General features: G+C 72.5%; 25 protein-coding genes. 12 read left to right on the forward strand and 13 right to left on the reverse strand.

Features of this window, described 5'->3' with window-relative positions; translation table 11 throughout:
• Positions 1 to 97 precede the first annotated feature (97 nt).
• Positions 98 to 1681: an amidophosphoribosyltransferase gene (gene purF, locus J5Y04_RS20805; protein ID WP_209413575.1), complete on the reverse strand. Its 1584-nt coding sequence runs from the start codon at positions 1679 to 1681 to the stop codon at positions 98 to 100.
• 305 nt (positions 1682 to 1986) lie between these two features.
• A complete protein-coding gene (locus J5Y04_RS20810) occupies positions 1987 to 2856 on the reverse strand; it encodes a diacylglycerol kinase family protein (protein WP_307853222.1) in 870 nt (289 codons plus the stop codon).
• Between the two features lie 126 nt (positions 2857 to 2982).
• Here J5Y04_RS20810 and J5Y04_RS20815 point away from each other — a divergent pair, with 126 nt between their 5' ends.
• Both J5Y04_RS20815 and J5Y04_RS20820 read left to right on the forward strand, forming a co-directional pair.
• Entirely contained in the window at positions 2983 to 4266 is a 1284-nt protein-coding gene (locus J5Y04_RS20815; protein ID WP_148643606.1) for an adenylosuccinate synthase, read from the forward strand.
• A 120-nt stretch (positions 4267 to 4386) separates the two neighbouring features.
• On the forward strand, positions 4387 to 4989 hold the full coding sequence (locus J5Y04_RS20820; RefSeq protein WP_209413576.1) for a GNAT family N-acetyltransferase: 603 nt from the start codon (positions 4387 to 4389) through the stop codon (positions 4987 to 4989).
• Positions 4990 to 5016: 27 nt separating this feature from the next.
• On the opposite strand, the gene J5Y04_RS20825 is transcribed toward J5Y04_RS20820, so the two are convergent.
• On the reverse strand, positions 5017 to 5163 hold the full coding sequence (locus J5Y04_RS20825; RefSeq protein WP_209413577.1) for a hypothetical protein: 147 nt from the start codon (positions 5161 to 5163) through the stop codon (positions 5017 to 5019).
• Positions 5164 to 5331: 168 nt separating this feature from the next.
• On the opposite strand from J5Y04_RS20825, the gene J5Y04_RS20830 reads away from it, so the two are divergent.
• Positions 5332 to 5520, forward strand: coding sequence for a DUF397 domain-containing protein (locus J5Y04_RS20830; RefSeq protein WP_209413578.1), 189 nt, complete (start codon positions 5332 to 5334; stop codon positions 5518 to 5520).
• Positions 5521 to 5961: 441 nt separating this feature from the next.
• Entirely contained in the window at positions 5962 to 7689 is a 1728-nt protein-coding gene (metG, locus tag J5Y04_RS20835; RefSeq protein WP_209413579.1) for a methionine--tRNA ligase, read from the forward strand.
• Between the two features lie 67 nt (positions 7690 to 7756).
• Here metG and cutA read toward each other — a convergent pair whose 3' ends face one another.
• Positions 7757 to 8086, reverse strand: a complete 330-nt coding sequence (gene cutA, locus J5Y04_RS20840; protein ID WP_209413580.1) for a divalent-cation tolerance protein CutA — start codon at positions 8084 to 8086, stop codon at positions 7757 to 7759.
• A 142-nt stretch (positions 8087 to 8228) separates the two neighbouring features.
• A complete protein-coding gene (locus tag J5Y04_RS20845; protein WP_374106061.1) occupies positions 8229 to 8720 on the reverse strand; it encodes a MarR family winged helix-turn-helix transcriptional regulator in 492 nt (163 codons plus the stop codon).
• 124 nt (positions 8721 to 8844) lie between these two features.
• Here J5Y04_RS20845 and J5Y04_RS20850 point away from each other — a divergent pair, with 124 nt between their 5' ends.
• Both J5Y04_RS20850 and J5Y04_RS20855 read left to right on the forward strand, forming a co-directional pair.
• A complete protein-coding gene (locus J5Y04_RS20850) occupies positions 8845 to 9216 on the forward strand; it encodes a multidrug efflux SMR transporter (protein WP_209413581.1) in 372 nt (123 codons plus the stop codon).
• A gap of 93 nt (positions 9217 to 9309) precedes the next feature.
• Positions 9310 to 9630 carry a multidrug efflux SMR transporter gene (locus tag J5Y04_RS20855; protein ID WP_209413582.1) on the forward strand — a complete coding sequence of 107 codons (321 nt, stop codon included), beginning with the start codon at positions 9310 to 9312 and terminating at the stop codon, positions 9628 to 9630.
• A gap of 42 nt (positions 9631 to 9672) precedes the next feature.
• On the opposite strand, the gene J5Y04_RS20860 is transcribed toward J5Y04_RS20855, so the two are convergent.
• The 3 genes from J5Y04_RS20860 to J5Y04_RS41960 all read right to left on the reverse strand — a co-directional run bounded on the left by J5Y04_RS20860 (position 9673) and on the right by J5Y04_RS41960 (position 12890).
• Positions 9673 to 10632 carry a trans-aconitate 2-methyltransferase gene (locus J5Y04_RS20860; protein WP_209413583.1) on the reverse strand — a complete coding sequence of 320 codons (960 nt, stop codon included), beginning with the start codon at positions 10630 to 10632 and terminating at the stop codon, positions 9673 to 9675.
• A gap of 50 nt (positions 10633 to 10682) precedes the next feature.
• Positions 10683 to 11807, reverse strand: coding sequence for an NAD(P)/FAD-dependent oxidoreductase (locus tag J5Y04_RS20865; protein WP_209413584.1), 1125 nt, complete (start codon positions 11805 to 11807; stop codon positions 10683 to 10685).
• A 102-nt stretch (positions 11808 to 11909) separates the two neighbouring features.
• Entirely contained in the window at positions 11910 to 12890 is a 981-nt protein-coding gene (locus J5Y04_RS41960) for a hypothetical protein (RefSeq protein ID WP_245205126.1), read from the reverse strand.
• 276 nt (positions 12891 to 13166) lie between these two features.
• Between J5Y04_RS41960 and J5Y04_RS20875 the strand changes: the two genes are divergently transcribed.
• Complete coding sequence (locus J5Y04_RS20875) at positions 13167 to 14222, forward strand: aldo/keto reductase (protein WP_209413585.1); 1056 nt, start codon at positions 13167 to 13169, stop codon at positions 14220 to 14222.
• Here J5Y04_RS20875 and J5Y04_RS20880 read toward each other — a convergent pair.
• On the reverse strand, positions 14219 to 15121 hold the full coding sequence (locus J5Y04_RS20880) for an NAD(P)-dependent oxidoreductase (RefSeq protein WP_209413586.1): 903 nt from the start codon (positions 15119 to 15121) through the stop codon (positions 14219 to 14221). The two genes, J5Y04_RS20875 and J5Y04_RS20880, sit on opposite strands and share 4 nt — an antisense overlap.
• A gap of 98 nt (positions 15122 to 15219) precedes the next feature.
• Between J5Y04_RS20880 and J5Y04_RS20885 the strand changes: the two genes are divergently transcribed.
• Positions 15220 to 15567 (forward strand): helix-turn-helix domain-containing protein, encoded by a 348-nt coding sequence (locus tag J5Y04_RS20885; protein ID WP_209413587.1) that lies wholly within the window; start codon positions 15220 to 15222, stop codon positions 15565 to 15567.
• Between the two features lie 91 nt (positions 15568 to 15658).
• On the opposite strand, the gene J5Y04_RS20890 is transcribed toward J5Y04_RS20885, so the two are convergent.
• A complete protein-coding gene (locus tag J5Y04_RS20890; RefSeq protein WP_148643618.1) occupies positions 15659 to 16081 on the reverse strand; it encodes a DUF350 domain-containing protein in 423 nt (140 codons plus the stop codon).
• A 154-nt stretch (positions 16082 to 16235) separates the two neighbouring features.
• Between J5Y04_RS20890 and J5Y04_RS20895 the strand changes: the two genes are divergently transcribed.
• Both J5Y04_RS20895 and J5Y04_RS20900 read left to right on the forward strand, forming a co-directional pair.
• Positions 16236 to 16580, forward strand: a complete 345-nt coding sequence (locus J5Y04_RS20895; protein WP_209413588.1) for a hypothetical protein — start codon at positions 16236 to 16238, stop codon at positions 16578 to 16580.
• 5 nt (positions 16581 to 16585) lie between these two features.
• Positions 16586 to 17815, forward strand: coding sequence for a glutathionylspermidine synthase family protein (locus tag J5Y04_RS20900; RefSeq protein WP_209413589.1), 1230 nt, complete (start codon positions 16586 to 16588; stop codon positions 17813 to 17815).
• Between the two features lie 7 nt (positions 17816 to 17822).
• Here J5Y04_RS20900 and J5Y04_RS20905 read toward each other — a convergent pair whose 3' ends face one another.
• Positions 17823 to 18308 carry an LURP-one-related/scramblase family protein gene (locus tag J5Y04_RS20905; protein WP_209413590.1) on the reverse strand — a complete coding sequence of 162 codons (486 nt, stop codon included), beginning with the start codon at positions 18306 to 18308 and terminating at the stop codon, positions 17823 to 17825.
• A gap of 197 nt (positions 18309 to 18505) precedes the next feature.
• Between J5Y04_RS20905 and J5Y04_RS20910 the strand changes: the two genes are divergently transcribed.
• Positions 18506 to 20320: an NHL domain-containing thioredoxin family protein gene (locus J5Y04_RS20910; protein WP_209413591.1), complete on the forward strand. Its 1815-nt coding sequence runs from the start codon at positions 18506 to 18508 to the stop codon at positions 20318 to 20320.
• 60 nt (positions 20321 to 20380) lie between these two features.
• On the opposite strand, the gene J5Y04_RS20915 is transcribed toward J5Y04_RS20910, so the two are convergent.
• Together J5Y04_RS20915 and J5Y04_RS20920 are read right to left on the reverse strand one after the other, a co-directional pair.
• On the reverse strand, positions 20381 to 21694 hold the full coding sequence (locus tag J5Y04_RS20915) for a M18 family aminopeptidase (RefSeq protein ID WP_209413592.1): 1314 nt from the start codon (positions 21692 to 21694) through the stop codon (positions 20381 to 20383).
• A gap of 354 nt (positions 21695 to 22048) precedes the next feature.
• Positions 22049 to 23878, reverse strand: a complete 1830-nt coding sequence (locus J5Y04_RS20920) for an acyl-CoA dehydrogenase (protein WP_209413593.1) — start codon at positions 23876 to 23878, stop codon at positions 22049 to 22051.
• Positions 23879 to 24093: 215 nt separating this feature from the next.
• Between J5Y04_RS20920 and J5Y04_RS20925 the strand changes: the two genes are divergently transcribed.
• On the forward strand, positions 24094 to 24597 hold the full coding sequence (locus J5Y04_RS20925; protein ID WP_374106062.1) for an SseB family protein: 504 nt from the start codon (positions 24094 to 24096) through the stop codon (positions 24595 to 24597).
• Positions 24598 to 24619 lie beyond the last annotated feature (22 nt).

Raw genomic sequence — 24619 nt, forward strand, 5'->3', positions numbered from 1 at the left:
TTTCGGGTCTGTGCCCCCGCGGGTCTTGGTGCCCTCGTGGGTCAGGGGGATGGAACAGCGGTGGGGTCCCGGGTTCCGGGACCCCACCGTCGGGTCGTTATGGGCGGCGCAGGGCGTCGGCCGCGCCCGCTCCGCCGAGCAGGGACTGGACGCCGTCCAGGTCGCTGCCGCTGGTCGGCTTGCCGCGGACCGCCGGCGGCTGCTGGCCGCCCTTGATCTCGGCCTCCAGGAGGAGCTTGCCGAGCAGCGCCGGGTCGGGCAGCTCCATCGGGTACTCCCCGTCGAAGCAGGCCCGGCAGAGCCGGTCCTTCGGCTGCTTGGTGGCCTCGATCATGCCGTCGATCGAGATGTACGAGAGGGAGTCGGCGCCCAGCGTGCGGCCGATCTCCTCGATGGTCATGCCGTTGGCGATCAGCTCCGCGCGGGTGGCGAAGTCGATGCCGAAGAAGCAGGGCCACTTCACCGGCGGCGAGGAGATCCGGATGTGGACCTCGGCCGCGCCGGCCTCGCGCAGCATCTTCACCAGCGCGCGCTGGGTGTTGCCGCGGACGATCGAGTCGTCCACGACGACCAGGCGCTTGCCCTGGATGACCTCGCGCAGCGGGTTGAGCTTGAGCCGGATGCCCAGCTGGCGGATGGTCTGGCTGGGCTGGATGAAGGTGCGGCCCACGTAGGCGTTCTTCACCAGGCCGGAGCCGTACGGGATGCCGCTGGCCTCGGCGTAGCCGATGGCGGCCGGCGTCCCGGATTCCGGGGTCGCTATCACCAGGTCGGCCTCGACGGGCGCCTCGGCGGCCAGCCTGCGGCCCATCTCCACGCGGGAGAGGTGCACGTTGCGGCCGGCGATGGAGGTGTCGGGGCGCGCCAGGTAGACGTACTCGAAGACGCAGCCCTTGGGCTTGGCCTCGGCGAAGCGGGAGGTCCGCATGCCGTTCTCGTCGATGGCGATGAGCTCGCCGGGCTCGACCTCGCGGATGAAGGAGGCACCGCAGATGTCGAGCGCCGCCGTCTCGGAGGCGACGACCCAGCCGCGCTCCAGCCGGCCGAGCACCAGCGGGCGGATGCCCTGCGGGTCGCGGGCGGCGTAGAGCGTGTGCTCGTCCATGAAGACGAGCGAGAACGCGCCCTTGACCTTGGGCAGGACCAGCTTGGCCGTCTCCTCGATGGAGAGGTCGGGGTGGCCTGCGAGCAGGGCGGTCACCAGGTCGGTGTCGTTGGTCGCGGCCGTCCGGCCCGAGCGGGAGACGTGCTCCTCGCCGGGGAGTTCGGCGACCATGGCCGCCAGTTCGGCGGTGTTCACCAGGTTTCCGTTGTGCCCGAGGGCCAGCGAACCGTGAACGGTCGCCCGGAAGGTCGGCTGGGCGTTCTCCCAGACCGAGGAACCGGTGGTCGAGTAGCGGGCGTGTCCGACGGCGATATGCCCGTGCAACGACCCCAGGGAGGCCTCGTCGAAGACCTGGGAGACAAGCCCCATGTCCTTGAAGACGAGAATCTGGGAGCCGTTGCTCACTGCGATGCCCGCGGATTCCTGACCGCGGTGCTGCAGGGCGTAAAGGCCGAAGAACGTGAGCTTGGCGACCTCCTCGCCGGGAGCCCAGACACCGAAGACGCCGCAAGCGTCCTGGGGGCCTTTCTCGCCGGGAAGAAGATCGTGGTTGAGTCTTCCGTCACCACGTGGCACGCCTTCGAGTCTAGGGCAGTTGGCACAGGCTTCCGGAACCCGGGCGGGCGGGATTGTTGGGCGATCGTTTGGCGACGCGCGTAGACAAAACCCCTTACCAGGCGCGGATTTCGCCGGGGCGGAATTCGCCCCGGGGGCGCATGGCCTTGTGGTTCGCGCCCGTTGGTGCGCTGTCGGCGGCTCGCCGGTGCCTTCCGTGTGCGGACGACGTGCGGGTGAACGGCGGGGAACGTGAGCCTGCTCACCCGGGCTCCGGCGTCGCCCGCCGGGCGCCCCCCGGCGGGCCCCGGCGGGCCCCGAAGCCGTCAGACGGCGGGCAGCAGCAGTCCCCAGGCACCCGGGTGGACCGTCCAGGTCCGGGCCCGGACCGGGCCGACCGGGTGACCGTCGGCCTCGTAGCCGAACCCGCGCCCGGCCACCGAGACGCTCGCCGCCCGGGCCCGCACCAGTGCGCCCGGTGCGCGGACGACGATCTCCATGACGCCGGCCCCGACCGCCTCGCCGCCCGGCAGGGTCACCTGGACCGCCCGGACCGGGCGGTGGACGTCGGCGAGGAGCTTCCCGTCCGCCTCGACGCGGAGCCGGGAGCTGTGCTCGCCCCTGCCGGCGCCCCCGGCCGCACCGCCGTCGGACGTGAGTGGGGTCGCCTGCTCGGCCGCAGCCAGTTTCGCCCATAGCGAACGCCAGCCACCCGTCCGGCCCACCACCCGGCGCGCCCCGGCGCCGGAGATCCGGACCCCGCCGAGCGCCACCCCGCCACCGTCGTCCACCAGCAGGTCGAGCTTGCGCGGCACGCCCGAGAGCACCGCCCGCGCCGCCGGCACCGGCTCCCCCGGCACGCCCAGCCCACGGGCCGTCACCAGCTCGTTCGCCCGGCCCACCGGGACCATGCCCACCGGGTCCGCCCCCAGCTCACGCTGCCGGTACAGGGCCTGGAGCACGCGTTGCAGCGCAAGATCGGAACCGATCACCACCGGTCGCCTCCGACCCCGGTGCGAAAGCACCCGGTCGAGCTCCGACGGGCTCTCGGGATACGCCACCTTGACGTCCGCCCCTCCGCAGAGGACGTCCTTCGCGATCCGCACCGACTCGCCGTCGGTCTGCCGGGCCGCCGGGTCGAGGAGCAGCAGGAGCGGCTCGGGGCCGCCGGTTGCAGGCGTGGACAGGGACGACACGACCGGTCCTTCCTCAGGTAATCTCTCGGTGCAAGAGCCCCTTGCGCTATTGCGCCAGGGGCTTCGTCTATCTCGGGGCAGACTGCGGCCTACGCAGGATGCCCCAACCGGAAGGGGTGTACGCCTGTGCCGGCACTCGTGCTCGTTGGCGCTCAGTGGGGGGACGAGGGCAAGGGGAAGGCGACCGACCTCCTCGGTGGCTCCGTCGACTACGTCGTCCGCTACCAGGGCGGCAACAACGCCGGTCACACGGTGGTCATCGGCGACCAGAAGTATGCCCTGCACCTGCTCCCTTCCGGCATCCTCAGCCCGAATGTGACGCCGGTGATCGGCAACGGCGTCGTCATCGACCCGGGCGTGCTGCTCTCCGAGCTCAACGGCCTGAACGAGCGCGGCATCGACACCTCCAAGCTGCTGATCTCGGGCAACGCCCACCTGATCACGCCGTACCACCGCACCCTGGACAAGGTCACCGAGCGCTTCCTCGGCAAGCGCCGGATCGGCACCACCGGCCGCGGCATCGGCCCGACCTACGCGGACAAGATCAACCGCGTCGGCATCCGCGTGCAGGACCTCTTCGACGAGTCGATCCTGCAGCAGAAGATCGAAGCCGCGCTGCACGACAAGAACCAGCTGCTGGTCAAGCTCTACAACCGCCGCGCCATCCCGGCCGAGCTGGTGCTGGAGGAGTACCTCGGCTACGCGGACAAGATCAAGCCGTTCCTGGCCGACACCACGCTCGTCCTGGACGAGGCGCTCAAGGCCGGCAAGGTCGTCCTGCTGGAGGGCGGCCAGGGCACCCTGCTGGACGTCGACCACGGAACGTACCCCTTCGTGACCTCGTCGAACCCGACCGCGGGCGGCGCCTGCACCGGCGCCGGCATCGGCCCGACCAAGATCGACCGGGTCATCGGCATCCTGAAGGCGTACACCACCCGCGTCGGCTCGGGCCCGTTCCCGACCGAGCTGCTGGACGCCGACGGCGAGGCCCTGCGCCGCATCGGCGGCGAGCGCGGTGTCACCACCGGCCGCGACCGCCGCTGCGGCTGGTTCGACGCGGTGATCGCGCGCTACGCGACCCGGGTCAACGGCCTCACCGACTTCTTCCTCACCAAGCTCGACGTGCTCACCGGCTGGGAGCAGATCCCGGTCTGCGTCGCCTACGAGATCGACGGCAAGCGGGTCGAGGAGCTGCCGTACAACCAGTCGGACTTCCACCACGCCAAGCCGGTCTACGAGACGCTGCCGGGCTGGAGCGAGGACATCAGCAAGGCGAAGACCTTCGCCGAGCTGCCGAAGAACGCCCAGGCGTACGTGAAGGCGCTGGAGGAGATGTCCGGCGCGCCGATCTCGGCGATCGGCGTCGGCCCGGGCCGCGACGAGACGATCCAGATCAACTCGTTCATCTGAGCCGACTGAAGGCCGTGCGGGACGCGCGTCGTCCCGCACGGCCTTTTCGCTGCCCTCCCACTGTTGCACTAGTGCAACAACCCATTGCATCTAGTGCATAGTGCGGCTACCTTCGGGATCATGACTGCGAAGCTTCCCGTACCCGTGACCCTGACCGGCCGCCACGTCCGCCTGGAGCCGCTGAGCCGGGACCACCTCCCCGACCTCTGGACCGCCGTCGGCCCCGACCCGGAGGTGTGGCGCTGGATCCCGAACCTCCCGCCGGCGACCGAGGAGGAGCTCGGCGCGATCCTCGACGTCCGCATCGCCGCGGTGGCGGCGGGCGAGGCCGTGAAGTTCGCGGTGATCGACCTGGCGAGCGGCCGCGCCGTCGGCGTCACCGGGTACTACGCGTTCAACGCGACGGACGAGTACGTCGAGATCGGCGGCACCTGGTACGCCCGCTCGGTGTGGCGGACCGCCGTCAACACCGAGGCCAAGCTGCTGCTGCTCGTCCACGCCTTCGAGGACCTGGGCATGGGACGGGTGTTCTGGAAGACCGACGCCCTCAACGACCGCTCGCGCAACGCGATCCAGCGGCTGGGCGCCCGGTTCGAGGGCGTCCACCGGCGCGAGAAGCTGCGGGCCAACGGGGTCTGGCGGGACACCGCGTACTTCTCGATGCTCGTCGACGAGTGGCCGGCCGCGCGCGAACGACTGACCGCCAGGCTGGCCGCCGGCTGACCGCCCGCATCCCCGGCCGGGCGGCCCCTACTTCTCCCCGCCGGCCCGCGAACGACCCGAGGTCACCTCACGGCCGGCCGAACGCCCTTCGTGCGGGACGGAGTTGACCAGCCACACCAGCCAGCCCATGAACAGCAGCGAGACGAACAGCCCGGCCAGCAGGACGACGGCCATCAGCCACCGACCGCCACGACGGCCCGCGCTGCCCCGCCGTCCGACCCGATGAGTTCCACACCCCCTCCATCGGCATGCGCCGGCACGAGATCAAGCGTTCCGGCCGGCACCCGGCCCACCGCCGACGACCGGCCGCGCCAAGTGCCGCGATCTGACAGGCTGGTAGCCATGAACGACTGGCAGAAGCCCTCGCCCACCGGCGAATCCGACGAGTCCCTCGAAGTCCGCACCGTGGACGGCATGGTCGAGATCCGCGATCCCGGCACCGGCGACATCATCGTCCGCACCACCCCGCGCAAGTGGGAGGCCTTCCTCCTCGGCGTGAAGGCCGGCGAGTTCGACCACTTCGTCGCCTGACGGCGTGGGCGGCGCGGGCGGCACGTGCAGCGCGGGCGGCGAGCCTCCGGCGGAGGGCGCACCGGGCCTGACCACCCGGGGTCCTGGCAGGTCCGTTCGGTGCGTCCGGTGACGGCGTCGACGGCGTCCGTGCCGGGCCGGTTCCGGACGCCGGCGGCCCGGCCGGACCGCATGGCGCCGGGGTACGGGGGCCCGGACGGGGTGCGGTGGCGGCGGGCCGTCCGCACCGCCGCCCGCGGGACGGCCGTCCACCGGGTGAAACGGGCGGGAGGAGCGGGTCCGGGCTTCGATAGGATTGGGGTGCCCACAGTGGAACTTCGCTCTGTGTGGCAGCCCGGGAGCCGGCGGATGCGTCGGACTCCCGTTGCGGCCCCCAGACCCTGCGCCTGTCACGGCACTCCGGGGTAGGGGTGCGTGCGGGAGAAATTGGAGCATCCGAGGATGGCTCGGCACCTGATCACCAGCGCCCTTCCCTACATCAACGGGATCAAGCACCTGGGCAACATGGTCGGGTCGATGCTCCCGGCGGACGTCTACTCGCGGTACCTGCGGCAGCGCGGGCACGAGGTGCTGTACATCTGCGCGACCGACGAGCACGGGACGCCGGCCGAACTGGCGGCGCAGGAGGCGGGGCTGCCGGTCGCCGAGTTCTGCGCACAGGCGCACGACCAGCAGAAGGCGGTGTACGACGGGTTCCGCCTGTCGTTCGACCACTTCGGGCGCAGCTCCTCGCCGCAGAACCGGGAGATCACCCAGGAGATCGCGCGCGAGCTGCACGCCAACGGGTTCATCGAGGAGCGGGCGATCCGCCAGGTGTACTCGGTCACCGACGGGCGCTTCCTGCCGGACCGGTACATCGTCGGCACCTGCCCGCACTGCGGGTACGACAAGGCGCGCGGCGACCAGTGCGAGAACTGCACCCGCGTGCTGGACCCGACGGACCTGCTGGAGCCGCGTTCGGCGATCAGCGGCAGCTCGGACCTGGAGGTGCGCGAGACCAAGCACCTGTTCCTGCTCCAGTCGAAGCTGACCGACCAGGTCGAGGCGTGGGTGGCCGAGCACGGCGACCAGTGGCCGGTGCTGGCCTCCTCGATCGCCCGCAAGTGGCTGACCGAGGGCCTGCAGGACCGCGCGATCACGCGTGACCTGGAGTGGGGCGTGCCGGTGCCGGCCGACGTGTGGCCGGAGCTGGCGGCGGAGGGCAAGGTCTTCTACGTCTGGTTCGACGCCCCGATCGAGTACATCGGCGCCACCAAGGAGTGGGCGGACGCGGCGGCCGACGGCGAGGTCCGGGACTGGAAGTCCTGGTGGTACGAGGCCGACGAGACCGTCCGCTACACCGAGTTCATGGCCAAGGACAACGTCCCGTTCCACACGGTGATGTTCCCGGCGACCATCCTCGGCTCGCGCAGGCCGTGGAAGAAGGTCGACTACGTCAAGGCCTTCAACTGGCTGACGTACTACGGCGGCAAGTTCTCGACCAGCCAGAAGCGGGGCATCTTCACCGACGTCGCGCTGGAGCTGCTGCCGGCCGACTACTGGCGCTACTTCCTGATGGCGCACGCGCCCGAGTCGGACGACTCCAGCTTCACCTGGGACCTCTTCGCCTCGGTCGTCAACAAGGACCTCGCCGACACCCTCGGCAACTTCGTCAACCGGGTGCTCTCCTTCAGCCGCAAGCGCTTCGGCGACGACGTCCCGGCCGGGCACGCGGCGGGCGAGGCGGAGGAGCGGCTGGGCTCGCAGATCGCCGAGCTGCTGGCCGAGTACGAGGCCCAGCTGGACGCCCTGAACTTCCGCAAGGCCGCGCAGAGCCTGCGCACGCTGTGGAGCGCGGGCAACGCGTACCTGGACGAGAAGGCGCCGTGGCTCCAGGTGAAAACGGATCCGGAGGCGGCCGCGCTGACGCTGCGCACGGCGATGAACCTGATCCACCTGTACGCGGTGGTCTCCGAGCCGTTCATCCCGGCCGCGGCCCGGGCGATGCGTGACGCCTTCGCGCTGCCCGCCGGGGCCCCGGCGGGCACGCAGGCGTGGGTGAGCCCGGAGGAGGCGCGCGCGCTGGACTTCGTGCCGGCCGGGACGGCGTTCACCGTGCCGCCGGTCCTGTTCGCGAAGATCACCGACGAGGACCTGGCCGGCTGGACCTCCCGGTTCGGCGGCGAGTAGGCGCCGGACGGGCACATGCGGGGGCGGCCCCCGTCGCGACTGCGCGACGGGGGCCGCGCGCTTCCCGTCAGGGGGCGGTCTCGGCGGCCACCCAGGCGAGGTAGCCGCTGCTGCCGGCGACCACCGGGACGGCGACGACCTCGGGGGTGTCGTACGTGTGGTGCTCGGTGATGAAGGCGGTCAGGCGGGCGGCGAGGTCGGCTCGGGTCTTCAGGTCGACGCGCCACTCGGCGCCCTCCTGCACCTCGCCGTCCCACCAGTAGACCGACCGGACGGGGTAGACCTGCGCGCACGCGGCCAGGCGCTCGCGCACCACGGCGGCGGCCAGGGCGCGGGCCGCGGGCTCGGCGTCGTGGGTCGTGGTCACCACGACGACGTCGGGGTTCGAGGCTGCCATGCGGTGACCGTACCGCCCCACCGCGGGGCGGGGCCGCACGGGAAGTCGGCCGGCTCGACCTCCCGTGCGCGGGGGCGGGCGCGAGAGCCGGGCGCGAGAGCCGGGCGCGGGCGCGACGGCGTAGCGGGCGGGGCAGGCGCGATCAGCCGAGCGAGTGGCGGGCCGTGGTGAGGAGCGGGACGAGGTCGGGGACGGCGGCCGCCTCCTCGTCCAGGGCCGCGGTGAGGGTCTCCTCGTAGGTGGCGCGGGCCTCCTGGTGGCGGGCGCGGCCGGCGGCGGTGATGACGGTGTAGACGCCGCGCTTGTCGTCCGGGCAGAGGTCCCGGTAGGTGAAGTCCGCGGCGTGCAGGCGGGCGACCAGACGGGTGACCGAACTCTGGTTGAGGCCGAGGCCGGCGGCGAGGTCCTGCATCCGCAGCTCGCCCTTGGGGGCCTCGGCGAGGAGGCCGAGGGCACGGTACTCGGAGAGGCCGAGGCCGTGCCGGCGCTGGAGGACGGTGGTGAGGCGGCTCTCGACGTGGGCGTGCAGGGCGGTGAGCCGGCTCCACATCCGGGAGTCCGACGGGCCGGCGTCCGGAGCGTCCGGAGTGCGGGGGCGTGCGCCGCCGCTGGTGGGGCGGTGTTCCGAGGCCATGGGCTGCTCCTGGCGCAGGCGGGGCGGGTTGACACAGGTTACTTGTACATGCATGCTCTTGCCCAGTCGAAATCAATTTGCACATACATGCAACCACTGCCGCACCATGCACCCGGGGGTTCCCATGGCCTGGATCTACCTGCTCATCGCCTCGGTCTTCGAGGTCGTCTTCGCCCTCGCGACCAACGCCACCCACGGCTTCACCGTGCTCGGCCCGTCCCTGCTGACGGCCGCGGCCGCCGCGGGCGGGATCTTCTTCCTCAGCCTCGCACTGAAGACCCTCGACGTCGGCGTCGGCTACACGGTGTGGACCGGGATCGGCTCGGTCGGCACCGTCGTCCTCGGCTCGGTGCTCTTCCACGAGTCCATGAACCCCGGGAAGGCCGTGGCCTTCGTCCTGATCATCGGCGGCGTGCTCGGCCTCAAGCTCGCCGACAAGGTCGCCGACAAGCCCGCCGACAAGCCCGGCGGCTCCGAGCAGCCCGTCACCGCCTGACCCCGCACGCCCACCTCGCCCCGCGCCCCTCGCCCTGACCGACTGACCGACTGACCGACTGACCGACCCCAACCACTCAAGGAGCACACCGTCATGGCCTGGGTCTTCCTCGCGATCGCCGTCGTCTTCGAGATCGCCTTCGCCCTCGGCACCAACGCCACCAACGGCTTCACCCGGCTCTGGCCGTCCGTCCTCACCCTGGTCGCGGCCTCGGGCGGCATCTTCACGCTCAGCCTCGCGCTCAGGACGCTGGACGTCGGCGTCGGCTACACCATCTGGACCGGCCTCGGCTCGATCGGCACCGTCGTCTTCGGCGCCCTGATCTACAAGGAGCGGATCACCGTCCCCAAGCTGCTCTCCTTCGCCTCGATCATCGCCGGGGCCGTCACCCTCAAGCTGGCGTCCGGCATCTGACCGTCGGGGCAGGTGCGCCTCACGCACCTGCCCCGACGGCCCCTACTCCGCGGCGGCCGCCCGGGCGGTGTGGACGGTGACGGCGACGAGGTAGAACGCGTCGGGACGGGCGAGGATGCCGGCCTGGGAGTCGCGGTCGAGCAGGACATCCAGGGCGGCGAGATCGTCGGCGGCCAGGATCCCGTCCAACTGCTCACGACGGCGTTCGAGTTGGGCGTGCAGGTGCTCACGGGCCGGCGCGGCGAGCGGGGCCGGCCACTCGACGAGGAAGGTGCGCGAGCCGGTGGGGGTGAGGCCGGCCCGGGAGAGCATGGCCGACCAGTCCTCCACCTCGTCGACGACACCGGGGAGTTGGGCACGCATCGCGGCGAAGGCATCCTCGTACGCGGCGTCCAGCCGGGCCTGGAGGCCGGGACGGCCGAGGCCGAGGTCGCGCGGCAGGAACCGCAGCGGCAGCCCGCGTTCGGCGACCGCGAGCAGCCCTCCCGGGCGCAGCGAACCGGCCAGGGATGCCAACGCCGCCTGCTGGTCGCCGAGATGGTGGATCGCCTGGGACGACCAGATCAGGTCGGCCGCACCGAGCAGGCCGAACTCACCGGGCAGATCGGCCTGTCGGGTGGTGACGCGGCCGGACGAGCGAGCCTCGGCCCGGGCCAGCAGAGCGGCCGACCGGTCGACGGCGACCACCTCGGCGGCCGGGAACACGTCGGCGAGCAGGCCCGCCACGACACCCGGGCCGCTGCCGACGTCGAGCACCCGGCCGACGGGGGCACCGGCCGTCAACTCGCCCAGCCACTGGGCGGCCTGGGCGAATGCGGGGGTGTGCAGCTCGCCCTCGCGCTCCAGGAGGGCGGCGAGCGCCGACCAGTCCGTGTCGGTCGCATGGTGGCCGTGGCCATGGCCGTGCCCCTGACCGTGACTGTGGTCGTGACTGTGGTCGTGCGTGGCGGCGGCGGGGGCGAGGGCGGGCTCGGGGGCGTCGTGGTGGTGCGGTCGGTGCATGGCTGACTCCGTTCGGATCGGTGACTTCGGGGCGGCTTCGGGGCGGCACTTCAGAGGGGGGCGGCGGCGAGCGCCTGTTCGACCTCCTCGTCCAGGAGGTGGTGGTTGACGGCGAACCCCGCCGCCGCACCCTGGCCGGCCGCGGTGACGACCAGGGCCCTCGGGTGGGCGACGTTGCCCACCGCCCAGACCCCGGGCACGCTGGTGCGCCCCGTGCGGTCGGTGACGACCCAGCCCTGCGCGTCCCGGGCGCAGCCCAGGCCGGAGAGCAGGGCGTCTCGGGGCGCCGGCTGCGGGAAGACGAACACGGCCTCGCGGGGCACCACTTCACCCCCGGCCAGTTCGACGCCGCGCAACCGGTCGCCGTCGGCCACCAGCCGCCGGACCGTCCCCTCGGCGACGCGCACGCCGCGCGCGGCCAGCCGGTCACGGTCGCCGTCGTCCAGCGGCCGGGCGTGCGGGAAGAAGACCACGTCGTCCGACCACTGCTTCACCAGCAACGCCTGCTGGACGGAGCCCGGACGGGTGCCGAGCACGCCGAGCGGCCGGTCGGCCACCTCGTAGCCGTGGCAGTACGGGCAGTGCAGGACGTCGCGACCCCACCGCTCGGCGAGGCCCGGGAGCTCCGGCAGACCGTCGCGCAGGCCGGTGGCGACGATCACGCGGCGGGCGCGGAGCACCGGACCGCCGGCGAGGTGGACGAGGAAGCCGAGGCCCTGCGGCGCGGGGGCGCCGGTGGCGTCCGTGGCACCGGAGGCGTCGACGGGTGCGAGGTGGTCGGCCCGGGCGTCGAGCAGGTCGACGCCGTACCCGGCCAGCTCGTCCCGGCCGACCGCCAGCAGCGCGGCCGGGGACATGCCGTCCCTGGAGAGGAAGCCGTGCAGGTGTGCGGCCGGCGCGTTGCGCGGCTGTCCGACGTCCAGCACGGCCACCCGGCGGCGGGCCCGGGCCAGCACCAGTGCCGCGTTCAGCCCGGCGGCCCCGCCGCCCACCACCACCACGTCGTAGCCGTCCGCGTCGTGGCTGCCCGCGTCGTAGCCGTCCGCACGGCGACCGTCCGGGGCCCCGCCGGTACTGCCATGCCCACCGGCCCTGCTGGTGGTGCTGGCGGTGCTGGTCGCGCTGCTCCTGCCGGCCCTGCTGTTCCTGTCGGCCCTGTCCCGTCGGTCGCTCACGGCGATCACCTCCACCGCCAGGCTGCGACGACCCCCACGGCACCGGCAAGATTTGTTGCCGGTTCCGCAAACGGCGGCGCCGCCCGGGCGCCACCCCGCCGGTCACCCGGTGCGGCGCCAGTACGAGCGGGCGGCGACCGCGAGGGCCACACCGTAGACGGCGAAGGCGCCGAGGCCGATCCAGCAGACCAGCAGCACGTCCGCCTCGGTGGGGAAGTCCCCGCGCGGCACGGTCACCACGCCGGTCGTGCCGAGCGCCGCGTAGCCGATGCCGATGATCCCGTACGGCGCGAGGGTGGCGGCGCCGAGCAGCGCGGGGGTGAGCGGAAGCCAGCGGGGGACGCGGCGGCCGTGCAGCAGCAGGGTCCAGCGCGGGAAGACCTGTCCCCACGGACGGACCAGGCCCCAGAGCAGGAACACGCCGAGCGCCGCCAGGAGCGCCGTCGCGTCGACGCCCCAGGAGGCGAGGGTGAGCCAGACCCCGGAGGCGCCGTTGCGCTCGGCGTCGGCCAGCATCGCGTCACCGCTCAGACCCGCGAACGTCCCGCCAATCGCCCAGGTCGTCTTCATCACGACGTACGGTGCGAACGCCAACGTCCCTGCCAAGGCCGCCAGTTGGACGCCCCCTGGAGCCGCCGAAGGCGCCGGCGCCGTACCCGTGCCCGCCGTCCGGGCGGGCGGACGACCGGCGCGGGCGGCAGCCGCCAGCAGGACGGCGCCGAGCGCGGACAGCACCCGGTGGGCCGTGGCCGGCCAACTGTCCACCTCCTGGCTGAAGACCAGCGTGATGACGTCCATCAGCAGGCCGAACGCCGCCGCGCCGGCCAGGACGCAGAGCGTCCAGAGCACCGACCGCAACCGGGGGGCCGGCCCGCCCCGCGCCAACGCCGCCGCGGCCAGGAAGGCGGCGGCGCCCACCGTGGCGACCACCCATCCCGGCCAGGTCGCGCCGAACAGCGCCGTCCCGCTCACCGCGCAGCCGGCCCCGAAGGCCGCGTACGCGACGCCCCAGGCCATCACCGCCCGGCCGTCCGCCGCCCGCGCCGCCACCCTCACCGTCGCCCAACCGCTCGTTGCCGTCATGCCCCCAAGCTCGCACCGGCCGCACCGCCCAGGCCTCCCCTTCCCGGGGGAACCCGCTCCCCCGGCAGAGGGACGACCCGCCCCTCGCCCCGACCGCCCACGCCTTGCGCCGTCCCGACCGCCCACCCCTTGCCCAGTCCTGACGGACCACCACTTGCCCCGCCCCGACGGCCCACCACTTGCCCTTGAGTGCACTCCAAGCCCTACCCTCGGGGCCCAGCGGCCGCGGCCCCGCCCGGGCCCCGGCCACCCATCCACCACCAGGGAGACAGAACCTTGCGCTACCGCGTCCTCGGCGGCACCGGCATCGAGGTGAGCGCGTACTGCCTCGGCACCATGATGTTCGGGGCGGTCGGCAACCCCGACCACGACGACTGCGCCCGCATCATCCACACCGCGCTCGACCAGGGCGTCAACTTCATCGACACGGCCGACATGTACTCGGCCGGCGAGTCCGAGGAGATCGTCGGCAAGGCGCTGCAGAGCCACGGCAGCCGCGACGACGTCGTCCTCGCCACCAAGGTGCACTTCCCGATGGGCGAGGGCCGCAACCGGCGCGGCAACTCGCGGCGCTGGATCGTCCGCGAGGTCGAGGAGAGCCTGCGGCGGCTGCGGACCGACTGGATCGACCTCTACCAGGTGCACCGGCCCGACCACACCACCGACATCGAGGAGACCCTCTCCACGCTCGGCGACCTCGTGCGGGCCGGCAAGATCCGCGCCTTCGGCTGCTCGACCTTCCCCGCCGAGCTGCTCGTCGAGGCCCACCACGTCGCCGAACGCCGCAACCTGCCGCGCTTCCGCACCGAGCAGCCGCCGTACTCGCTGCTCGCCCGCGGCATCGAGCGGGACGTGCTGCCCACCGTGCAGCGGCTCGGCATGGGCGCGCTGACCTGGAGCCCGCTCGCCTCCGGGTTCCTCACCGGCCGCCACCGCAGGAACCGCCCGATCGACCTCACCACCGGCCGGGCCGCCCTGACCCCGGCCCGCTTCGACCCGGCACTGCCGGTCACCGCGGCCAAGCTCGACGCCGTCGAGGAGTTCACCGCGCTCGCCGACGACCTCGGCCGCACCCTGCCCGAACTCGCCCTCGCCTTCCCGCTGGCGCACCCGGCCGTCACCTCGGTGATCATCGGCCCGCGCACCGCGGAGCAGCTGGCGGCGGCCCTCAAGGGTGCCGACCTCGTCCTGGACGACGACGCCCTCGACCGCATCGACGCGATCGTCGCGCCCGGCACCAACCTCTACCACCCCGACGGCGTCTGGCAGCCCCCCGCCCTCACCGACGCCGCCCTCCGCCGCCGCCCCCTCACCGACCGCGCGGCGGGCTAGGCTCGGGCCGCCCCGCGCAGCAGGTCGATCACGCCGGTGAGGTCCTCGTCACCGCCGCCCTCGGCGAGCCGGCGCCGCATCAGCCGGAAGTAGGGGTCGATCAGTTCGGGGCTGACCCCCTGCTCCTCGGCGGTGCGCAGGAACGTCGGCGTGCCCGCGACCTGCATGGCGAGGTTGGAGACGACGTCCCGGGTGTAGTCGCCGCTCTCCAGCTGCTCGGCGGTCCTCGCCACCGAGCCGGACATCGCGGTGATCCAGGAGGTCAGCAGCGGGGCGAGGTCGGCCGGGGCCACGGCCTCGTCGCGGAACAGCGCGAAGGCGTGCGCGACGCCGGCGAACATGCCGTACATCGCGCTCAGCAGCGCCACGTCGTGCAGGGCCGCGAAGCCGTCGTCCTCGCCGACCCAGGTGGTGCCGGCCGGGACGGCGAGGGTGGCCCGGTGCTCCTCGAAGAGCGCGGCCGAGCCGCTGTAGAAGACGTACGGGCCGGCCGCCGGGACGCCGATCATCGGCGGGACGGCCATGATCCCGCCGTCCAGGTAGCGGGCACCGCGCGCGCGGGCCCACTCGGCACGGGCCCGGGCCTGGCCGGGAGTGCCGGTGACCAGGTTGACCACGTCCTTGCCGGTCAGGTCGACGCCGTCCAGCGCCGCCCCGACGGAGGCGTCGTCCAGCAGGCAGACGACCAGCAGCCGGTTGGCCGCGACCGCCCCGGCGGCGGTGGCGGCCACGGCGGCGCCCTCGGCGGCGAGCGGTTCGGCCCGGGCCGGGGTCCGGTTCCACACGGTCAGCGGGTGCCCGGCGGCGAGCCAGGTCCGGGCGAGCGCGGTGCCCATCGCGCCGAGGCCGAGCAGGGTGAGGGGGGTCTTCGCAGCGGGGTCAACGGTGTTGTGTGCCATGCCGATCAGGCTCGTCGCCGGCCCGGGGGCCGATCAAGTACGCACTTCGAAGTAGGTGGTTACCCTGAGGTGAGCGAGCAGGCCGGAGAGGTGGGGGCATGGCGACGGTTCCGAGGCCCGGTGCGTACGTCTGCGGGATCGACGCCGCGATGGACGTGATCGGCGGCAAGTGGAAGGTGCTGATCCTCTGGGCACTGGCGGAGCTCCCGAACCGGCGGTTCGGCGAACTGCGCCGCCAGGTGCCGGGCATCACCGAGAAGGTGCTCGCCGCCCACCTCCGCGAGCTGGAGGCGGACGGCATCGTGCACCGCGAGTCGTACGACGAGGTGCCGCCGCGGGTCGAGTACTCGCTGACGGCGGCCGGGGTCCGGCTCAACGACGCGCTGGCGCCGCTGGGCGCCTGGGGGCGCGAGCACGTCCTCGGCGGGCAGCCGCACCCGGCGTGAGCCACCGTCAGGCGGACCGTGCCGCCGGGCCACCCGTGCCGTCAGGCGACCAGTACCGCAGGACGCCCCGTATCGCCGGCGACCAGTACCGTCAGGCGATGGACGCGGCCACGATCGCCGCGACCGCGAGGTTGCAGCTGGCCGAGACCCAGACCGCCGGGTGCGGCTCGGGGTCGACCAGGATCGCGCCGAGCTTGCCCGGCGTGAGCAGGTCCACCACCCAGAACGCGACGGCCATCAGCACCAGCCCGAGCACACCGAAGCAGGCGGTGGAGACCAGGCCCTTCCCGAAGTCCTCGTAGGTGTAGAGGATCGCGGTGAAGACGATGCCGCCGATGCCGAGCAGCGCCGAGCTGAGCAGCACGGCGGCGTTGCGGTTGCGCTCGACCCAGATCTGGTGGCCCAGCTTCCCGGGCGTCAGCACGTCCACCAGGCCGACGCCGAGGAGCAGCAGCACCACGCCGACGCCGCCGAAGGCGGCGGCCGCACCGAGGCCGTGCAGGATGTCGTTCACAGGTCAGTCCCCCGCGTCCACTCACTGATTCCAGCCCGGTCCGGCTGGGTCCAACGGTCAAGGATCGGCAAAACATATCCCATCGGGCCTCGGCACGGCCGGGGAAGCGGGCCCCCTCCCGTATCCTCCGGCCCCACGCGTACCATCGGGCGCCATGACGTCGCCACCGCCCTCCGCCACAGCCACCGGATCCGGTACCCCGGTACCGGACGCCCGACGCCGCTCGGGCTTCGTCGCCCTCGGCATGGTCGGCACCCTGGCTCTGGCCCTGTCCGGCTGCTCCTCCTCCAGCAGCAGCCCGCCGAGCCGCTGCGTCGACCCCGCCACGCTGAAGGTGCTGGACAGCCACTCCTGCAAGAGCGGCGGCACCACGGCCGGCCGCTGGTACTACTGCGGCTCCGGCAGCACCACCGCGGCCGGCGGCACCTTCGACAAGGCCGCCACCAAGCGCGGCGGCTTCGGCTGCCCGTCCGGCTCCAGCGGCTCGGGCGGGGGCTGACCGCGATGCGCCGGCGCACCATCGCCCCGCGCCCCGACTGGCTGGCCACCGTCGAGGCCCAGGGCCTGATCTACGCCATGTGCTCCGACCCGTGCAACCAGGGCGGCCCGCACGCCTACTGGGACGAGAGCGCGTACTACGAGTTCTCGCTGCCCGAGGTGGAGGCCCTGGAGGAGGTGGTCGAGGAGCTGCACGAGATGTGCCTGGCCGCCGCCGACCACGTGGTGCGCACCGGCCGGTTCGCCGACTACGGCATCACCGACCCGCGGCTGGCCGCCGCCGTCGCCGAGTCCTGGCGGCGGCGCGACGAGCAGCCGGCCGTCTACGGGCGGTTCGACCTCGGGTACGACGGCACCGGCCCGGCCAAGCTGTTCGAGTACAACGCGGACACCCCGACCTCGCTGATCGAGGCGGCCGGCCCGCAGTGGTTCTGGATGGAGGAGCGGTTCCCGCAGGCCGACCAGTGGAACTCGCTGCACGAGCGGCTGGTCGCCTCCTGGGCGCGGCAGAAACACCTGCTGCCGCCCGGCCCGGTGCACTTCGCGCACTCGCGCGGCGACACCGAGGGCGAGGACTGGATGACCACCCTCTACCTCCAGGAGTGCGCCGAGCAGGCCGGGATCGAGACGGTCGGCATCGCCATGGAGGACATCGGCTGGGACGGCCTCTCCGGCCGCTTCGTCGACCTCGAACACCGCTTCATCCGGGCAGCGTTCAAGCTCTACCCGTGGGAGTGGCTGGCCGAGGACGAGTTCGGTGAGCAGCTGCTCGACGTCATCGACCACGGCGGCGGCACCGGCTCCACCCTCTGGATCGAGCCGGCCTGGAAGATGCTGCTCTCCAACAAGGCTCTGCTGGCGGTGCTCTGGGAGCTCAACCCCGGCCACCCCAACCTGCTCCCCGCCTACCTCGACGGCCCGCGCGAGCTCGCCGGCCCGGACGGCCCGGGCTACGCGGCCAAGCCGCTGCTCGGCCGCGAGGGCGCCGGCATCCGGATCGTCGGCCCGGACGGCCGGGAGACCCGGCTCGCCGACTGGGCCGGCGACCCGGACCGCTACGGCCCCGAGGGCCACTGCTACCAGCAGTACCACCCGCTGCCCGACTTCGACGGCAACCGCCCGGTGCTCGGCGCCTGGGTGGTCGACGGCGAGGCGGCGGGCCTCGGCATCCGCGAGACGGACGACAGCCCGATCACCCACCAGGGCGCCCGCTTCCTGCCCCACGTCATCGTGTAGCCGCGGGTCAGTCCTCCTCCGTCAGGTGGTCGACGCAGGCCGCGACCGCGAGCAGCAGGCCTGTGTCGGCCCCGTCGGCGATCTCCACGCCGTAGGTGTCCCGGACCCGGAACCACTTGCGCGAGATCCGGGCGAGCTCGTCGCCGTGGCCGTTCTCGATCCGGTAGTCCTTGTCGATCAGGTCGCCGTGGATCTTCAGCTCGCCGCCGTCGGCCAGCTCCACGCGGTACTTGTCGCGGAACGGCGTGAACAGCTTCTCCCGGACGGTCGCGACCGTGTCCCCGTCGGTGTTCTCGATCCGCATCGCGTCCCGGACGGTGAACGCCTTCTCCTTCACCACCGCGACCACCCGGCCACCGGCGTCCTTCAGCTCGAAGGTGTGCCGGAGCCGCAGCACCTTGCCGTCCACCAGGAACGCCTTGTTCCCGTGGTCGTCCTCGATCCAGTAGTCGTCACCGATCGCGAACAGCTTCTCCCTGACCAGGTACCGCATACCGTCTCCAGTTCGTGGGCGTGCGCCGTGGGTGTGCCCCCGGGTGCGAGCCGCGGCTGCGCCCCGTGGGTGTGCCCCCCGCCCGCCATTCGACCCGATCGTCCGCCCGCCGTGAAGCACCGCCACACGGGCACCGCGAACGGCCGACTCCGCCGGCGGCCGGAATACCCGCCCGCCGGGTGGGGTTTGATTGCCTCATGGCATCTCGTGCACGTGTACGCGCCCCCGAGCTGGTCGGGGCAGGCGGTTGGCTGAACACCGGCGGCAAGGAACTGGCGCTCGCCGACTTCCGCGGCAAGATCACCATCCTGGATTTCTGGACCTTCTGCTGCATCAACTGCCTGCATGTCCTGGACGAGCTGCGCGAGCTGGAGGAGAAGCACCGCGACACCGTGGTGATCGTGGGCGTGCACTCGCCGAAGTTCGTGCACGAGGCCGACCACCAGGCCGTGGTGGACGCCGTGGCGCGGTACGAGGTGCACCACCCGGTGCTGGACGACCCGGCGCTGGCGACGTGGAAGCAGTACGCGGTGCGGGCGTGGCCGACGCTGGTGGTGATCGACCCCGAGGGGTACGTGGTCGCCCAGCACGCCGGCGAGGGGCACGCGCACGCCATCGCCCGGCTGGTGGAGGAGCTGGAGGCGGAGCACGCCGCCAAGGGGACGCTGCGCCGCGGCGACGGCCCGTACGTGGCGCCGGAGCCCACCGCGGGCGACCTGAAGTTCCCCGGCAAGGCGGTCCGGCTGCCCGACGGGCACTTCCTGGTCGCGGACTCCGGGCACCACTCGCTGGTCGAGCTGGCCGAGGACGGCGAGACGGTGGTCCGCCGGATCGGCGACGGGGTGCGCGGCCTGGTGGACGGCACCACCCCCCGGTTCAGCGAACCGCAGGGCCTGGCGCTGCTGCCGGAGGGGTCCCCGTACGACGTCGTGGTGGCCGACACCGTCAACCACGCGCTGCGCGGCGTCCGGCTGTCGGACGGCGAGGTGACCACCCTGGCCGGCACCGGCCGGCAGTGGTGGCAGGGCTCCGCCACCGAGGGGCCGGCCCTTGAGGTAGACCTCTCCTCGCCGTGGGACGTGGCCTGGTTCGACGGCAGGGTCTGGATCGCCATGGCCGGCGTCCACCAGCTCTGGGCCTACGACCCGGCGGCCGGCACCGTCGGCGTGGCGGCCGGCACCACCAACGAGGGCCTGGTCGACGGACCGGCCGCCGAGGCCTGGTTCGCCCAGCCGTCCGGCCTGGCCGTCTCGGCGGACGGCGAGAGGCTCTGGGTCGCCGATTCGGAGACCTCCGCCCTCCGGTGGGTTTCACGTGGAACGAACGCCGTCCACACCGCCGTCGGCACCGGCCTGTTCGACTTCGGGCACCGCGACGGCGCCGCGGAGCAGGCTCTGCTCCAGCACCCGCTGGGCGTCACCGTGCTGCCCGACGGCTCGGTGGCCGTCAGCGACACCTACAACCACGCGCTGCGGCGCTTCGACCCGGCGAGCGGCGAGGTCACCACGCTGGCCACCGACCTGCGCGAGCCCTCGGGTGCGGTGCTGGTCGACGGCGACATCGTCGTGGTCGAGTCGGCCCGGCACCGGCTGACCAGGCTGCGGCTGCCCGAGGAGGCCGTCCGGGTCGAGTCGGTCGCGCACCGCACCCAGCGGGCCGCCACCGAGGTCGCGCCGGGCGCGTTCCGGCTCGACGTCGTCTTCTCGGCGCCGGCCGGCCAGAAGCTGGACGAGCGCTACGGCCCGTCCACCCGGCTGCTGGTCAGCTCCACCCCGCCGGAGCTGCTCGTCTCCGGAGCGGGCGCGGACTCCGCGCTCTCCCGCGAGCTGGTGCTCTCCGAGGAGGTGACCGAGGGCGTGCTGCACGTCTCGGCGATGGCCGCGTCCTGCGACGACGACCCGGAGATCGAGTTCCCGGCCTGCCACGTGCACCAGCAGGACTGGGGCGTGCCGGTGAAGCTGGTCGCCGACGGCGCGCGCCGGCTGCCGCTGGTGCTGGCCGGGATGGAGTAGCCGCCGCACCGCACGACGAAGGGCCCGGCAACCGCGCCGGGCCCTTCGTCGTACCGCTGCTCAGCCCTCCAGGAAGGCCTTGATCGCGCTCGCCAGCAGGTACGGGTCGTCCGCCCCGCACAGCTCGCGCGCCGAGTGCATGGAGAGCGCCGCGATGCCGCAGTCCACCGTCTGGATGCCGAGGCGGGCCGCGGTGATCGGGCCGATCGTCGTGCCGCAGGGCATCGCGTTGTTGGAGACGAAGGTCTGCCACGGCACGCCGGCCTTCTCGCAGGCCGCCGCGAACACCGCCCGGCCGACGCCGTCGGTGGCGTACCGGTTGTTGACGTTGACCTTCAGGATCGGCCCGCCGTTGGGCATCGGGTGGTGCCCCGGCTCGTGCCGCTCGCTGTAGTTCGGGTGGACGGCGTGGCCCATGTCGGAGGAGAGGCAGACGGTGCCGGCCAGCGCCCGGGCGCGGTCCTCGGGGCTGCCGCCGCGCGCGTAGACGGAGCGCTCCAGGACGTTGCCGAGCAGCGGGCTCTGCGCGCCGGTGTCCGACTCGCTGCCGGTCTCCTCGTGGTCGAAGGCGGCCAGCACCGAGATGTACGGCAGCTCGGCGCCCTCCGTCCCGGCCGCGGCGGCCACGGCGGCCAGGGCGGCGGCGGCGGCGTGCACCGAGAGCAGGTTGTCCAGCCGCGGACCGGCCAGCAGCTCGCGGTCCCGGCCCAGGTAGGAGGCGGGCTGGACGTCGTGCGTCATGAGGTCCCAGCCGGCCACGTCGGCGGCCTCGACACCGGCGCGCTGCGCGACGTACGCGATCAGCGAGCCCTCGTCCACCGGGCCGAGGCCCCAGATCGGCGTGAGGTGGCGCTGCTTGTCGAGCTTCATGCCCTCGTTGACCTGGCGGTCCAGGTGGATCGCCAGCTGCGGCACGCGCAGCAGCGGCTCGTCCAGCTGCACCAGCCGCGCGCTGCCGTCGCGCAGGGCGAGCCGGCCGGAGAGGCCGAGGTCCCGGTCGAGCCAGGTGTTCAGCGGCACGCCGCCGTAGATCTCCACCGCGACCTGCCGCCAGCCCGCCGAGCCGGTGTCCGGCACCGGCTTGACCCGCAGGTTCGGCGAGTCGGTGTGGGTGCCGACCACCCGGAACGGCGTCTGGGGGCCGGCGCCCTCCGGCACGAACCAGGCGATCAGCGCGCCGCCGCGGATCAGGTACCGCCCGCCGGCCGCCGCGTCCCAGGCGTCCGTCTCGGAGACCTGCCGGAAGCCCGCCTTCTCCAGCCGCTCCGCGGCGCTGGCGACCGCGTGGTACGGCGACGGTGAGGTACCGAGAAACGCGATCAGATCATCGGTGTGCGTCCGGTCGAAGAAGGCCTGGCGGGCGGCGGTCGACATGCTGCTCCTGAGTCGAGGGAGGGCTGAAGCCGGATGGGGGGTCGGCTTCGCACCTTGAGCATATGCCCGTACACGGACATGACACTCGGAACCTCCCAACGGATGCAGAACGCAGACAGAACCGTGAACTGACGCCGTGAAGGGTGTCGCGCACCCAACGGTTGCGCCCGGTCGCGGACGGTCATGGCGGACCGCCGACGGCTCCGGGCACACCGAAGGGCCCGGTCGGAACCGGGCCCTTCGGCGTGAGGGTTGGGTCAGGCGGTCAATGAGGCGTCACTCGACGGGGTCCCCCCGGACGGTGTCCGGGGGGCGTCCCGGGAAGGGTGACGGCGGGCGCCGGGTGGGCGGAGGCTAGAACGCCTCCTCCGCCAGCTCCATGATCTCGTTGTCGACGCCCTCGGCGATCAGGCGCTGCGGGGTGACGGTCGGCAGGATGTTCCTGGCGAAGAAGCGGGCCGCCGCGACCTTGCCCTGGTAGAAGGGGACGTCCTTCTCCGAGGCGCCGGCCTCCAGCTTGGCCAGGGCCACCGCGGCCTGGCGCAGCAGCAGCCAGCCGACCACGACGTCGCCGGAGACCATCAGCAGGCGGGTGGTGTTGAGGCCCACCTTGTACATGTTCTTGACGTCCTGCTCGACCGAGGAGAGGTCGGCCAGCAGCTTGCCGACGATGGCCTCCAGGTCGCCGGCGGCCTTGGCGAGCAGCTCGCGCTCGGCGGCCAGGGCGTCGCCGCCCGCGGCCGAGCCGAGGAACTTCTGGATCTGCTCGGACAGCGCGGTGAGCGCCTGGCCGCCGTCCTTGACGATCTTGCGGAAGAAGAAGTCCTGGCCCTGGATCGCGGTGGTGCCCTCGTAGAGGGTGTCGATCTTGGCGTCCCGGATGTACTGCTCGATCGGGTACTCCTGCAGGTAGCCGGAGCCACCGAAGGTCTGCAGGGACTGGGCGAGCTGCTCGTAGGACTTCTCGGAGCCGTAGCCCTTGACGATCGGCAGCAGCAGGTCGTTCAGGCGCTCGGCGGCCTCGTCGGTCTCGCCGCGCAGGCGGGCGGCCAGCACGTCGTCCTGGGTGGAGGCGGTGAGCAGGACCAGGGCGCGCATGCCCTCGGCGTACGCCTTCTGGGTCAGCAGCGAGCGGCGCACGTCCGGGTGGTGCGTGATGGTGACGCGCGGGGCGGTCTTGTCCAGGAACTGCGAGATGTCCGCACCCTGCACGCGCTCCTTGGCGTACTCCAGGGCGTTGAGGTAGCCGGTGGAGAGGGTGGCGATGGCCTTCGTGCCGACCATCATCCGGGCGAACTCGATGATCTTGAACATCTGGCGGATGCCGTCGACCTTCTCGCCCAGCAGCCAGCCCTTGGCCGGGTGCTTGGCGCCGAAGGTCATCTCGCAGGTGTTCGAGGCCTTGAGGCCCATCTTGTGCTCGACGTTGGTGGCGTAGACGCCGTTGCGCTCGCCGAGCTCGCCGGTCTCCCAGTCGAAGTCGAACTTCGGCACGATGTAGAGGCCGAGGCCCTTGGTGCCCGGCTTACCGCCCTCGGGGCGGGCCAGCACCATGTGGATGATGTTCTCGGACATGTCGTGCTCGCCCGAGGTGATGAAGCGCTTCACACCCTCGATGTGCCAGGAGCCGTCCTCCTGCTTGATCGCCTTGGTGCGGCCGGCGCCGACGTCCGAGCCGGCGTCGGGCTCGGTCAGCACCATGGTGGAGCCCCAGAGGCGGTCGGTCATCCGCTTGGCGACCTCCAGCTGCTCCGGGGTGCCCTCCTCGGCGATGACGCCGGCGAAGGCCGGGCCGGAGGAGTACATCCAGACGGCGGGGTTCGAGCCGAGGATCTGCTCGGCGAACGCCCAGATCAGCGAGGACGGGGTGACCTGGCCGCCGATCGACTCCGGGATGCCCAGGCGCCACCACTCGGCGTCCATGAAGGCCTGGTAGCTCTTCTTGAAGGAGGCCGGGACGGGGGCGGTGTTGGTCTCCGGGTCGAACACCGGCGGGTTGCGGTCGGCGTCGGCGAAGGACTCGGCGAGGTCGTTCTCGGCCAGGCGCGCGATCTCGCTCAGGATGCTCTTCGCGGTCTCGACGTCCATGTCCGCGAACGGTCCGGTGCCGTAGACCTGCTCGCGGCCGAACACCTCGAAGAGGTTGAACTCCACGTCCCGCAGGTTGGACTTGTAGTGACCCATGGCCGTTTTCTCCGGTTCGTCGCTTCCGGGAGACCGCCGCGTTCGGGCGTCCCGTACCCACCAGTAAGCATCATGATGCTACCCAGCGGTAACTTGTTTCAAGCCCCTGGCGGTGAATCCGCTATGAACGTGGTCACGTCCCACAAGCCGGGACGCCCACTCCTTGTCAGGATCGGCGCCCGCACGAGCGGCTGCGCTCCCGATAGCCTGTCCGTGTGTACGGCTATGACCAGAACGCATACCCGGGTGACCCCTACCAGCAGCAGGCGGGACCGCAGCCGGGCATGAACGGCATGCCCGGCCCCGGCCCGTACGGCGAGCAGCCGCAGGCGTCGCAGCAGTCGCTCTACCCCGAACCGTCGCCGCCCTCGCTGGCGGACGCCGTCCGGGCCTTCACCACCGGGTCGATGGCGGTGGAGGACTTCCAGGCCATCTTCATCACCTCCAAGGTGCACTGCCCGCGCGGCGACCGGCCCGGGTTCCTGGCGCTGCACAACACGCCGACCCCGGTGATCCCGATGTTCAGCTCGCTGAAGGAGCTGCGCCGGTACGCCGGCAAGGACTCCAAGCACTTCACCGTCACCGGCGCCGAGGTCCTGGACCTGCTGCCGACCGGGTACGGCTTCGCGCTGGACATGGAGGGCGAGCACCGGATGGTGTTCGACGCCAAGGCGGTCGAGCAGATGGTCGACTTCACCATGCGCCGGATGTACGGCTGACGGTCGGCAGCCCTGGGCGACC

The sequence above is a fragment of the Kitasatospora sp. RG8 genome (assembly GCF_017813315.1).
GTDB lineage: Bacteria > Actinomycetota > Actinomycetes > Streptomycetales > Streptomycetaceae > Kitasatospora.